13 protein-coding genes are annotated in these 12,689 nt (G+C 56.6%); 6 read left to right on the forward strand and 7 right to left on the reverse strand.

Annotation, left to right across the window (positions count from 1 at the left end):
• The first annotated feature begins 210 nt into the window (after nt 1-210).
• The 4 genes from selD (at nt 211) to IPM39_07450 (ending at nt 5,058) form a co-directional block, all read left to right on the forward strand.
• On the forward strand, nt 211-1,251 hold the full coding sequence (selD, locus tag IPM39_07435) for a selenide, water dikinase SelD (GenBank protein MBK8985901.1): 1,041 nt from the start codon (nt 211-213) through the stop codon (nt 1,249-1,251).
• Nucleotides 1,252-1,266: 15 nt separating this feature from the next.
• Nucleotides 1,267-2,994, forward strand: coding sequence for a hypothetical protein (locus IPM39_07440; protein ID MBK8985902.1), 1,728 nt, complete (start codon nt 1,267-1,269; stop codon nt 2,992-2,994).
• A gap of 44 nt (nt 2,995-3,038) precedes the next feature.
• Nucleotides 3,039-4,142 carry an aminopeptidase P family protein gene (locus IPM39_07445; protein ID MBK8985903.1) on the forward strand — a complete coding sequence of 368 codons (1,104 nt, stop codon included), beginning with the start codon at nt 3,039-3,041 and terminating at the stop codon, nt 4,140-4,142.
• Nucleotides 4,143-4,395: 253 nt separating this feature from the next.
• Nucleotides 4,396-5,058: a rhomboid family intramembrane serine protease gene (locus tag IPM39_07450; protein MBK8985904.1), complete on the forward strand. Its 663-nt coding sequence runs from the start codon at nt 4,396-4,398 to the stop codon at nt 5,056-5,058.
• A 45-nt stretch (nt 5,059-5,103) separates the two neighbouring features.
• Here IPM39_07450 and IPM39_07455 read toward each other — a convergent pair whose 3' ends face one another.
• The 7 genes from IPM39_07455 to secG form a co-directional block, all read right to left on the reverse strand.
• Nucleotides 5,104-6,183, reverse strand: coding sequence for a DUF2270 domain-containing protein (locus IPM39_07455; protein ID MBK8985905.1), 1,080 nt, complete (start codon nt 6,181-6,183; stop codon nt 5,104-5,106).
• A complete protein-coding gene (locus IPM39_07460; protein ID MBK8985906.1) occupies nt 6,176-6,829 on the reverse strand; it encodes a dienelactone hydrolase family protein in 654 nt (217 codons plus the stop codon). Before IPM39_07460 ends, IPM39_07455 begins: the two co-directional genes overlap by 8 nt.
• Nucleotides 6,830-7,006: 177 nt before the next feature.
• Entirely contained in the window at nt 7,007-7,774 is a 768-nt protein-coding gene (gene tatC, locus IPM39_07465; GenBank protein ID MBK8985907.1) for a twin-arginine translocase subunit TatC, read from the reverse strand.
• Between the two features lie 3 nt (nt 7,775-7,777).
• On the reverse strand, nt 7,778-8,203 hold the full coding sequence (locus tag IPM39_07470; GenBank protein ID MBK8985908.1) for a twin-arginine translocase TatA/TatE family subunit: 426 nt from the start codon (nt 8,201-8,203) through the stop codon (nt 7,778-7,780).
• A 145-nt stretch (nt 8,204-8,348) separates the two neighbouring features.
• Complete coding sequence (gene tatA, locus IPM39_07475) at nt 8,349-8,540, reverse strand: twin-arginine translocase TatA/TatE family subunit (GenBank protein ID MBK8985909.1); 192 nt, start codon at nt 8,538-8,540, stop codon at nt 8,349-8,351.
• 163 nt (nt 8,541-8,703) lie between these two features.
• Nucleotides 8,704-10,392, reverse strand: a complete 1,689-nt coding sequence (locus IPM39_07480; protein MBK8985910.1) for a peptide ABC transporter substrate-binding protein — start codon at nt 10,390-10,392, stop codon at nt 8,704-8,706.
• Between the two features lie 93 nt (nt 10,393-10,485).
• Nucleotides 10,486-10,731, reverse strand: coding sequence for a preprotein translocase subunit SecG (secG, locus tag IPM39_07485; protein ID MBK8985911.1), 246 nt, complete (start codon nt 10,729-10,731; stop codon nt 10,486-10,488).
• A gap of 249 nt (nt 10,732-10,980) precedes the next feature.
• Here secG and IPM39_07490 point away from each other — a divergent pair, with 249 nt between their 5' ends.
• Both IPM39_07490 and IPM39_07495 read left to right on the forward strand, forming a co-directional pair.
• Nucleotides 10,981-11,853, forward strand: coding sequence for an ABC transporter ATP-binding protein (locus IPM39_07490; protein MBK8985912.1), 873 nt, complete (start codon nt 10,981-10,983; stop codon nt 11,851-11,853).
• Nucleotides 11,850-12,686: a hypothetical protein gene (locus tag IPM39_07495; protein MBK8985913.1), complete on the forward strand. Its 837-nt coding sequence runs from the start codon at nt 11,850-11,852 to the stop codon at nt 12,684-12,686. Before IPM39_07490 ends, IPM39_07495 begins: the two co-directional genes overlap by 4 nt.
• Nucleotides 12,687-12,689 lie beyond the last annotated feature (3 nt).

Raw genomic sequence — 12,689 nt, forward strand, 5'->3', positions numbered from 1 at the left:
CAATAGGCGATTATAGTTTCGCAGATTCAGCCGTCAATTGCAATTGCCCGCCCGTAGGCATCCGGTATACTTCCCATGACCAAACGTTCAGTTACCATTAACAATTGGCGACGAAGGTCCGTGTTCAGTGTTCAGTAGTTTGCACCTATTGAACACTGAACACTGGATACCGGATACTAAACATAAACACGGGACAGATAGGAAACCCACATGACCGGCAAACAAATTCGCCTGACGGCGTATGCTTCCTGCGCGGGTTGAGCGGCTAAATTGAGTCCTACGGACCTGGCGCACGTGTTGCAGCCATTACGCGCAATCTTCGACCCAACTAAATATCCCAACCTGCTGGTTGGCCTGGAAAAAGCCGACGATGCGGCCGTATATCAGATCAATGACCACCAGGCCATTATTTCCACCACCGACTTTTTCCCGCCAGTGGTAGACGACCCCTACGATTTTGGGGCGATTGCCGCTGCCAACGCCATGTCGGATATTTATGCGATGGGTGGGCAGGTGTTGTTTGCCATTAATCTGGTCGCTTTCCCAGACAATCTGGCCGGGGATGTGCTGCGCGAGGTGCTGCGTGGCGGCGCGGAGAAAGTGGCCGAAGCGGGCGGCGTCATCGCGGGCGGCCACAGCGTCAACGACAAGGAACCGAAGTATGGCCTGGCCGTCACCGGCATGATTGACCCGGCGCTGGTGAAGCGCAAAGGGGGCGCTTTGCCCGGCGATGTGCTGCTGCTGACCAAGCCGCTGGGTGTGGGTGTTGTTACCACCGCCCTGAAACGACAGATTACCGATCCGGCGCATGTGGCAACGGCCGTTGTCTCCATGAGTACCCTCAACCGACAAGCGTCAGAAGCGGCCCTGCGCGCCCAGGCCCACGCCATGACGGACATCACCGGCTTTGGCCTGCTGGGCCATGCCCACGAGATGGCCGCGCAAGGCAGTGTAGACTTCCGTTTCTTAGCCCACAAGCTGCCCTGGCTGCCTGGCGCGCTGCTTTATGGCGAAGCCGGTGCGTTCCCCGGTGGGCGGGGCAATAACCAGCTCTTTTTTCATCCCCACGTCACTTTTGCTGAAGGCGTCACAGAACTGGTGCAAAACATGCTCTGGACGCCAGAAACCTCTGGCGGATTGCTGGTGGCTGTGTCGCCAGACCAGGTGGCGACGATGCAGGCGGGATGTGATACGGCCGTTGTCGTCGGCGCAGTCACCCCCGGCAGCGGACATGTTTATATTGACAATTGACGATGTAGGAGTTTTATGGACCGAACCGTTCCCAGTTCCGGCAACGAAGAAATCAACCTCTACCTGCGGACGTACTATTCCCTACTGCGCAGCACCCGCGAAGTTAAGCTCAAAACCCTGCTAGAAGCCCACAAGCGGATGAATTCCGCCCTGCACGTGGATGCCGACGAGCCGACCATTGACATGGCCGCTTTTCTCTACACCATCTTGCGCGTGCCCGACTGTATAGATCGCGTGCGGTTGGTGGTTATGGGCCAGTCGGCGCGGGTGTTTGCCGAGCATGGCTACCCCCAGGTGGAATCGTGGACGCAGGTGGGTGCGCCGGGCCGGCGGCGGCGCAGCTTTTTCGACGGCCAATCTACACTGGCTGTTTACATTGCCAGCCGCTCGGACATAGATGACCTGGTTCCCATTTTGGTGGCCTACCAGATTGAGCGGCGCAAACTGTACAATTTGCTGCATCGGCCAACGGCCGTACAACTCTTGCAGCAAATTAGCAGCGAATCGGCCGGGCAAGAACCCTCCGCCGACCATCTGGCCCGACTGTCTGAGGCCACTGGCATTCCCGCCGAAGACCTGGACAAACTAACCCGCATCTGGCAGGCGCGGCTGCCAGATAAACTGCTGGACATCGCCCAAAACCGCAGCGAAATCGCCATCCGATCATTGGCCGGGTCACTGGCCGATTACAAACGGGCCACCCGGCGCTGGTGGCGCAACGTGGAAAAAACCACACCCCACATCGCCTTCGATGAACGGCCGGTCTATTTTGTTTCCAGCAATCCCCACAGCCTGCCCAACATGCTGAGCGGCTTTGGTCTGCAAATTGAACGGGCGCTGGAACTCTTTCTCAGCGCCAGCGGTTCCCAAGAACTGCGGCAAGAGTACCGCGACATTGTGGATCGCAACATCCCCAGCAGCCTGGAGAACTTCCTCTACTACGTCCTTAAAAAGTACGAAAGCGCCCACCCTGGCGTGCGCGAAGACCGCCTGGCCCACGAGCGGTTGGTGGGCATCACCCGCGTCCCCAGCGAACACGCCTTCGACATTGAAGTCCAGGTGATTGCTCTGAACCAGTTGGATGTGACCCAGATGGACAGCCGCCTGTCTGTGCCCGGCATTGAGAAACTGGCCCACAGCCAGGCGCTCATCGTCAATATAGATTACCCGTTGGGTATGGCCGCTTACCAGGTCCTGACGGAAATTGCCCGCAACGTAGACGAAATTTGCGGCGTGTACGTCATGGGTAAAGCGGCTACCCTGAACGGTGGCATCGGCGATGTGATGATCCCCAGCGTGGTCCACGACGAACATTCGCTGAACACGTACATGTTCGACAACTGCTTCGCCGCCGACGACGTGGCTCCTTATCTGGTGTATGGTTCGGTGATGGACAACCAGAAGGCCATAACTGTGCCAGGCACGTTTTTGCAGAACGAAGGCTACATGTCGGTTTTTTACCAGGAGGGATATACAGACATGGAGATGGAAGCAGGACCATATCTAAGTAGTGTTTACGAGATGGTACGTCCCAAGCGTCATCCCTATGACCAGATTGTGAATTTGTACAATAACCCATTCCCTGTAGGAATTTTGCATTATGCTTCGGATACGCCCTTTAGCAAGGGCAAAAATCTGGGCACGCAAAATCTGTCTTATTTTGGCATGGACGCCACGTATGCGACGACGGTGGCCGTTTTGCGGGCGATTTTGACGACGGAGATTGGGCGGTGTAAGCCGTAGGCCGATTACGGAATGCGGAGTGCGAAATCAATTGGAAAGAACCTATGAACATTCCATCTCAACCAGACGAATTGATGGCGCGGTTAACGGCCGTGCGCCAACATCTGCACACCTGGGACGCCCTGGCCATCCTCATCACCAGTCCGGCTAACCGGCGCTGGCTGAGCGGCTTCACAGGCTCTGCTGGCAGCCTGCTGATAACCCAGGAGCAGGCCCTGCTGGCGACCGATTTCCGCTATTGGGAGCAGGCGCAGGCTGAGGCGCCTCATTTCAGCCTGTTCCGGCACAACCGCACCGATGAGGACAACCAGAAATACCTGACGGCCGTCAACACAGCCACCATCGGTCTGGAAGCCGACCACACCACGCTCAGCGAAGCCGACCGCCTGAAGAAGGTGGAAGGCATTACCTGGGTTCCCATCGCGCCGTCGCTGGAACCGCTGCGCCAGCGCAAAAGCGCCAGCGAGCTGGCAAACATTCGGGCGGCGGCGGCCATCACCGACCGGGCGATGGCTCTGGTTCCCCAGTTGGTAAAGCCAGGCCAGACGGAGCGGGCGCTGGCCTGGGAATTGGAGAAGGTGATGCGCCAGGCGGGTGCAGAGGCAATGGCCTTTGACGTGCTGGTCGCCAGTGGGCCAAACGCCGCTCTGCCACACCATCATCCTGGGGAACGGCCGTTACAACCTGGCGATGCGCTTATTGTGGACATGGGAGCGCAGGTGGACGGCTATAAAAGCGACCTGACCCGCACCTTTTTCCTGGGCGCGGAACCAGACGCGCAGTTTCAGCAGATTTTTGCGGTGGTGCGGGCGGCGCAAACGGCCGTTTTGCAGCACGCCTGCACCGGCCAAAACGGCAATCAAGTAGACGCGCTGGGCCGCAGTGTCATCCAGGAAGCCGGGTATGGCGACTTCTTCGGCCACGGGTTGGGGCATGGCGTGGGGCTGGACATCCACGAAGGGCCATTTTTCACCTTCACGCCGGTCGGAACGGCGCACACGTTGGCCGCCGGGATGGTTGTCACGGTGGAGCCGGGCATCTATGTGCCGGGCTGGGGCGGCGTTCGCCTGGAAGAGCTGTGCCTGATGACGGAAAATGGGTTGGAGGCGATGAGTGGGTGTGGATATACGGCCGTTATCCCCCTTTAGAAATAGATACGCGGATGACAGGGATTTAGCGGATTGAGACGGATTTTTCTCTGGTTTGTCCGTGAAAATCCGTCACATCCGTTCCATCCGTATACCCATCGCGTCGTTGGCCGCCAGACGATTCAGGTTCTCTGAGCTTTGCTGTGGCAACCTCAGAATTCATCAGAGACCCATAATTCATTCGCTACCCAACAACCTCCAGCACGTATTGCATTCAGCATAACGCAAAACGATTAACTGTGGAGAGTACCTGATGCAAGACAACTACCCCAGCAATAATGGACGAGACACCAATTTGCGCGAAATCGGCGAGACACTCAAGTCGCACCTGATCATTTTGGGCGGTTTTGTGGCCTTGTTGTGGCTGATTGAACTGGTCAACGTCTTCATTTTTCGCGGTGGGCTGAATATGTATGGCATTCGCCCGCGCAATTTTGATGGCTTGCAAGGCGTTTTGTTTGCGCCGGTGCTGCACAGCAGCTTTGCCCACCTGATGGCCAATACGATTCCGCTGCTGGTGTTGGGCTGGTTTGTGCTGCTGCGTGGCACGCGCACCTTTGCCGTTGTTACGATTGTTTCCATTGTGATTAGCGGCCTGGGAACCTGGCTGATCGGCCCGGCCAATTCGGTTCACATTGGCGCCAGCGGGTTGGTGTTTGGCTATTTTGGTTTTCTGGTTTTGGGGGGATATTTCGAGCGCAGTTTAACGGCCGTCTTGTGGGCCGTGCTGGTCTTTCTGTTATATGGCAGTCTGTTGTGGGGCGTGCTGCCCCAGGGTAATGGCATTTCCTGGCAGGGACACCTGTTTGGTTTTGTCGGTGGTGGCGTGGCGGCTTATTTGTTGGCGAAACGGCCGTCTGCCCCTGACCATTGGGACGACGATATGATACGCATCGGGCCGGAAGATTTGCGTTAAGCGTTCAAGCCCCGGTCCCTCAGGAGCTGCAGAAAGCCCCTGCGATCAATCGTCCGTAAACCGCTGAAACCCGCCGCCAAGAATCTCTTTGGCCGGGGTCACAATCACAAAGGCGTCCGGGTCTTCCTGCCGGACGATGGCTTTTAGACCGGCAATTTCCAGCACGCTGGCGGCGATCAATAATACGTCCCGATCTTGCTTGTGGTACATCCCGCGCCCGTGCAAGGCAGTTACTCCCCGATTCATCTCTTTTTGCACCCGGTCGGCTATGGCTTGTGGGTTCTGGGCGACCACCAGCACCAGCAGCTGCTGCCGCTGACGCGCCGGGCGCAGCGCATCTATCCAATTGGACCGTAGTGTGTCGGCGCTTGCCGGCGCCCCTTTTTTAGGCGACCAAAAGTTGGGAAAGCGAGGATACTTGGGCAGCACTTCACCCGACGCCTCGGTCAGCGAAAGGCTCAGAAAACCCACAGCAAAGATAATGCCGTTGAAGAGCAAGCCGATCAACAAAACGATTTCTCCGGGAATGGTTCCCAGAGCCGAACGAGACACAAATTCGGCCCATGTCGCCGCTGGGGTTGGATGCAGAAACGTTTTCAGCGCCCAGGAACCAGCCAGGATCAGATAAATCCATAGATAGTTACGCCGAAACCGCCGCCCGAACGCTTCCCACACGGTGATGGGAAATTGGGGTTGAAGCAGGCTTTCAGCCAGCGCTTCGTCCCATTCCGGGTGTGGCGCAAACGGGGGGATGAGCATCGCGGCAAAAAAGTCGGTCTCCATCAGGCGCGTGCGCAGGCTCCACAGTTCATAATAACGATAGCGCCGCGCCTCAATCCACAAAAACAGGGTGACGAGCAGGGTGTTGAGAATGATCACGCCGAAGTTGTTGCCGGGGTCGGAAAGGGTGAAGGAGATGGCCGCGCCGGCCGCCACCACAGCCCAATTGGTGGTGGTATCCAGCCGGTTGCGCCAGACGTTGGCCCGCTGCACTTCGGCGCGGTAGAAATGGACCATGGCGGTGTTAAACTCGCCCGAACGCATCTGGTAGCCGCGAAAGGTCCAGACTTCTTCGCCAAAAGACGGCCGTTCTTCATTTGGTGTGGGTGGTGGTTCTTCAGACATGCTGCCCCACTTCGGCCATCATCTGGCGCACAAACAGGATTTCGTCCTGGATGATGGTGTGGTCCATGCCGGGATAGAGGCGCATGGTGACATGGCCGCCTAACCGCTGTAAAACAACCATACTTTCCTCCACCCGCGCTTTGGGAATGTGAAAATCCACATCGCTGCACCCCAGAAAAACCGGCGTACCAGCCAGCGAGCCGCCGTAGTCGCGCGGCGTGTCGTCTGGCCCGATAAGGCCGCCGCTGAGGCCCACCACACCGCCGTAGCGGCGAGCGTGCCGCGCCGCAAACTCCAATGCCAGACAAGCCCCCTGCGAGAAACCAAGCAGAATGATGCGCTCTGGCAGGATGTTGGCGGCAGAGATGAGGGCGAGGAGGTCGGATACGGCCGTTAACCCCGACGAAATCCCCGGTTCATTTTGGGCGATGGGAGCCAAAAAGCTGTAGGGATACCAGGTATTGCCGGCTGCCTGCGGCGCCAGATAGGCCCAATCGGGCTGCTGCAATTGCGGGACCAGGGTGAGGATGTCGGCAGCGGAAGCGCCACGGCCGTGTACCAGAATCATCGCCGCTTTGGCCTGGGCCAACGGCGCGCCAGCCGTCAGCACCGGCTGGCCTTGATGGGGCGGGTGGTGGGTGGGCATTCCAGTCATGAGAAACCTCTGCCGACTTGATTGACGAAAAATCTTATGGTTCATATGTTTTTAACCTGGTGAGATTGGACCAATCTCCAAGATTGGTCCAATCTGGAAACTCCAAAGTTAATTGCAAACGAACCCTTATGGTTCTCTGAGCTTTCCTGTGGTAAATCCTATTCCTGGTTAATCACTGGTCTGATCGTTCTCAATCGCCATCGAACGTTCGAACCGCCGGTAGCCAATGTATGCCAGACCGATGCTCAAAAAGTAAAGGACCAGCAGGGGGGCCATCGTCAGCAGCATGGTTACGGGGTCAATGGACGGGGTGATGGCCGCCGCCAGCACGGCCACGCCCACCACGGCCACGCGCCATTGGTCGCGCAGCATCGGCCCATTCACCAGCCCAACGATGGACAGCAGGTAAATGATCACCGGCATCTGGAAACTTGCGCCTAGCCAGAAGAGCATTGCCAGGATGAAGCTGATGTATTCTTGACCAGTCCATTCGGTCCTGAACACTTCAGGCATGAATGAGGAAAGGAAGGCAACGGCCGCCGGAACCAGGACAAACCAGGCAAACAAAATGCCCAGCAAGAATAGGCTCAGGGCAGCCGGTATAAACAGATAAACGTAACGCCGCTCTTTTTTGGTGAGGCCGGGGGCAATAAACAGCCAGAATTGGTAAAGAATCACTGGCATGGAAACGATAAAGCCGGATACCAGGGCGACCTTAAAAAAGGTTTCGATGCCTTCGGTGGGGCGCAGGGTTTGCAACTGCGCATCATAGGGTCGGAGCAAAAACAGCAGCAGGTCTTGGGCAAAGATGAAGCTAATTACCGTGCCAATTATCAGCGCCACAGCCGCCCAGGTGGTGCGTTTGCGCAGCTCATTGAGATGTTCCAGCACGGATTGTTCAATGAATCTTTCTTGAGTGTCTTCAGTTTTGCTCATGAATTAGTCGGGGTCATCTACCACGTTTACCGGTTTGGGCAGGGTCGTTTGGGTATCGGCCGGCGTCGGTTCGCCTAAATTTGGGGGTTTGATACTTTGTCCGATGGCTTTTTGGCTGTTTTGTAGTCCGCGACGGCCGTCTTCAAATGGCTGCACAGCTATCGAGGTTACGTCACGGCGCAGTTCCGCCATTTGGCGGCGCAGTTCTTGCACTTCCTCCATGGCCGCGCGCACGTCTTCGCCGCCGTCAACCGCGTCTAATTCCGCGTTCAGTTGGCGCGAAAAACCGCGAGCGATGGCCTGCAACTGGGCCGTGGTTTTGCCCAGCCAGTGGGCCACCTGACGGATACGCTGCGGCCCCATTACCAGACCCGCCAGCAGCAAGATAAGAACAAGCTCTGGCGCGCCAATGCCAAAAAAACTATCCATAATCAGCCGTCAACTTGTACGCAAATGATTGAGTGCTTCCTGGTTGTTCTGGCGTCTAACAGCCATATACCGAAGTCCGAATGCCATTTCCCGTTACTATTTACCAGAAGCGCCCCTACAGAATACGGATTACCGAATACGGATACTAGTCCGATTTGGGCTGCTTGTCCTCTTCATCTTTCTTGGCGTTGTTGGTCTGGCCTTCTTGCAGCCCTGTGCGGAAAGCACTAATGCCTTTGCCCAATTCGCTGCCCAATTTACTAATTCGACCGACACCGAAAACTAGAATCACGATCACTAAAATAATGACCCATTCCCATCCACCTAAAGTTGGCATGTTATTTCTCCGAATGTTCTTCAAGGGGTTATCAAGCGATTTTCCGTTTTCCAATCGCCTTGAGGACGATCTGCAAAATCGTCCTGCCGTTACGCAAAAACTTATCTTATTTGCCTTTTCCCCAAGCCATTATAACAAAAAGTGGCTTTAAGTAACGGCCGTATTAATTGTTTTCTCCCTCGCCCGGTGGGCAAGCCACCGTTACGTCACGGTACAACAGGAACCAATCGGCCAGCGTTTTGTAGCGGTCGCGGGGCTGGTTGATGAGGCCAATTTCAGCTTTGTTCACGGCCGTACTCAGCGCATACGTCGTCACATCCTGATACAACGTCAGGGCCGGTATTTCCTGGTCGAAATAGCGCAAGAAGGCGTCGTAAGACGGCCGTCTCCCCTCCATGCCCCATACCTGCCGCCCTTGCTCCAATGCTTCGCTGGCGCGGCGATTGTTCCAGCCGGTGTAATTCTGCCCACGAATGATCGCTTCCTGGCTCCAAAAATCATACAAATCGGGGTCGCCAGACGGGGTAAAGGAGAGCAGAGCCACATCGTAGGCGCCATCGGCCAGCAGTTGGCGCAGTTCGGTCACGTCTTGGGCCAGGGTGATTTGTGTCTCGATGCCCAGCGCCGCCCATTGGTCGCGGATGGCCTGGGCGACGGCCGTCGGCTGGGGCGCGGCCAGGGCAATTAGTGTCAGGCTTAACGGCCGTCCCTCTTTTTGCCGCAGTGGTGAATCGGCGGCAAAGGTCCAGCCGGCCGTGTCCAACAGCGATGCGGCCGTCGCCGGGCTGTACGCCTTTGCCGTGGAAATGGCCGGATTATAGGCCCAGTTGGAGGACAGATAAGGGCCTTCAAACAGCAATCCCTGCCCATTTAAGGCCACATCAAGCAGCGCCGCGCGGTCCAGCACCGCCGCCAATGCCTGACGGCCGGAAAGCGTCCGCCCCAATTCATTGATCGGTTGGCCTACGTTAAACCAGAGAGCGCTGTACGTTGGTTCCGGGGCGGTGAACAACCGCACCTGCGGCAGCGCAGCCACAGCCGGCAGAGCGTCGGCGCTGACCCGGTTGATGGCGTGTATCGCGCCGGCGGCAAAGGCTTTGATGAGTTCGGCATCGTCGGGGAAGAATTGAAATTCTAAGGCGGCGATTTGTGTCCCCTGACGCCAATCGGCCGGATTGGGGATGAGCCGCAGACGGCCGTTTTGCTGCCAGTTCAGGCTGGGGTCCACCATAAATGGCCCTGTGCCCACCGGAGCCAGGTTAAAGGCGGCGTCCGGTAGTTCGGCGGCCGTTACGTCAGCTAACAAGTGGGCGGGCAAGATGGGGAGCGTGGTGGCGTCTAAAAACGGGGAATACAATTCCGGCAGTACAAATTCCACCGTGTAGGGGTCAACCAGGCTGACGCCAACTGTGCGCCAGAACTGTGATAGAGCGGGTGAACCGGGGAAGGCTTCGTCTTGCAGCAGGCCAATGGTGTAGAGAACGTCAACGGCCGTTACCGGCTCCCCATCATGCCAAAAAGCATCCTGGCGCAGGGTAAACTGCACCGCCAAGCCATCCTCACTTACCGTCCAGCCCTCGGCCAGCGACGGGACCAACACGCCAGAAGCGTCATAGCGCGTTAACCCATCAAAAATCAGGCTGGTCAGCTCACGGTCAACGGGGTACGCATCGCTTAACAGTGGGTTCAGGCTGCGCGGTGCGCCAACAATCCCCTCCACAAATGCGCCGCCGGCCGCCGGAACCCTCACCGAGCAAAAACTGTCCGACTGCACCTGGAATGTTACCAATGAGATAACCAGAGCAAAAGCGACAACTGCCAGCAACAACTGCCACCGAAGATTTATTCTCATGATACATAAAAACGCAAAACAAAGCGCCGATCAGTGGCGCTTTGTTTTGCGTTTCTCGCTTCGCTGCCTGAACGCAGGCCGATGCGCGGGCCGCTAAACGATCTGGCCCCAGGCCAGGAACGCCACGATCGTATTGATGAAGAAAAGAACGGAAACGGCAATTGTCACGCGGTGGATGGTCGCCTCGACGCCGCGGCGGGTGCGGAAATTGCCGCCGCTGTCACTGCCACCCATAAAACTGCCCAGACCGCCACCTTTGGTTTGCATCAGCACCAGAATGGTCAGCACAATCGCCAAAATAATTTGAATTACTCCCAAATAGGGGGCCCATGTTTGCATGTCTGCTACCTCTTTAAGTTTTAAGTAATCTATGTTTTACCAGGAGCATCGCCGGGCTAAGGCGAGTCCCAGAAGAACCAAGCGGGCATTATAACAGCCTCCCGGATCGGCGTCGAATCTGCAACCGCTTCTCTAACGGAGAGCTGATAGGTCTCTGCTGCCACAGACAACCATTGCCACCCGTTCTGCCTGTGGTAAACTACCCGGCGTGTAAACGACATGAATATGGATTGATTGTAAGGTCAGCTCGTGATCGAAATCAGAAACGTCACCAAGAAATACTTTAACCTTACCGCGCTTAATAATGTTTCCTTGCAGATTCCCGCCGGTGAAGTAGTCGGCTTGTTGGGACCAAATGGCGCCGGTAAAACCACCCTGTTTAAGCTGATTGCGGGCATTATCTCGCCAACGGCCGGAACCGTTCGTCCGGCTGGCGGCGCATGGCCGCCAATCGGCTATAAACCGGAACGCTTGCTGTTTCCTAATCAGTTGCAGGTGAACCAATATTTACGGCAGGTGGCGCGGTTGAGCAATGTGCCCACCTGGCAGATGAATCGGGTTGTAACTGAAAGCCTGGAACGTGTTAACCTGCAAAACGCCGCCAACAAAAGAATCAAGGAATGCTCCAAAGGAATGCGCCAGCGGCTGGCGCTGGCGCAGATTCTCATTGGCGACCCACCGCTGCTGCTGCTGGATGAACCGAGCAATGGATTGGACCCGATTGGTCAGGAGGAAATTCACGCCTGCATTAAGAATCTGCACCAGGCCGGTAAAACCATCATTATGAGCACCCACCATTTGCCCGAAGTCATGCAGGTGTGTACACATATGGTTATTTTGAATCAAGGCCGGGTCCATTATGTAAACAGCGTTGAGCAGGCGATGGCAGCGCAGTCGCACATTCGTATTCGCGTTAACAAGCCATTGCTGGAGTTCGGACGTGTGTTGTCCGCCCTGCAAAATCAAATCGAAGTGGCAAATGATGTGGTTTACTTGAAGGGAGAGGCGATGTTGATGCGACGGCAGGTGTTGGTGATGCTGTTGGAAGCCGGATTCGACGTGCTGCGGGTGGAGCATAACCGGGTTTCTTTGTCTGAAATTTATACCGAGGCCGTGCAATGACGCAGCGTATTGTGGCTCTGACCGATTATTTTTTGCGTAGTTTGATGGCTTCATTACCGGGGATGTTGTACTTGCTCGGCGGATTGGCTTATTGGTGGGTGGCATTTCCGCCCGGACAACGGACGCCTGAGGCTTCTTATTATATTTTGGCGTTGGCGGTGTTGGGTGTCGGCCTGACCTTTTTAGGCACATTGTCTATTGCTTCACGAGCGAATCAGGCGGGCCATGCGCCGTGGATTGTGCGGCTGCCGAGTCGGGTGGAATATCTCACGGCCGTTCTCTTATCTGCCCTCCTGTTTGCGACCACCCTGCAAGTTCTGGTTGCCTTGCTGGCCTTGCTGCGCGGCCCAGACCTGTCCTGGGGCCAGATTTTGCTAATTCCCCCTGTCTGGTTGGCGCTGAATGTGTTAACGGCCGTTCTTGCCCTGCACGCCTCCGATTTTTCCGCCACCGGTTGGTCCCGTGTTTACCTCTTTGGTTTCATCGCCATATTCCTGTTTGGGCAAAGCCTAGACAGCAGGAGCGGCCTGAACACCTGGATCATCCTGCGCCTCAACGACCTGAGCCGCTCCCTGATGGGCGCCGGCCAACTGACCTGGGCCACACCCCTCAATAATCTGGCTGGCTGGCTGCAGCAAGATGGTGTGGGCCGCTTGCAGCAGTTTTTCAGCCTGCCTTTTTGGCCTTTTCGGGCCATCGCCGATGCGGTGGTTGTGGGCAGTTTTAACACCTCCCAGGCGTTGGCCCCAGCCGTTTTGCTGCTGTATGCCACCCTGTTGATCATGTTGGCCGCCGACCTTTTTGCCAACAAAGACCTGGATTTAACCGAGTGATCT

Origin of the sequence: Candidatus Leptovillus gracilis, assembly GCA_016716065.1 — a bacterium.
Taxonomy (GTDB): Bacteria; Chloroflexota; Anaerolineae; order Promineifilales; family Promineifilaceae; genus Leptovillus; species Leptovillus gracilis.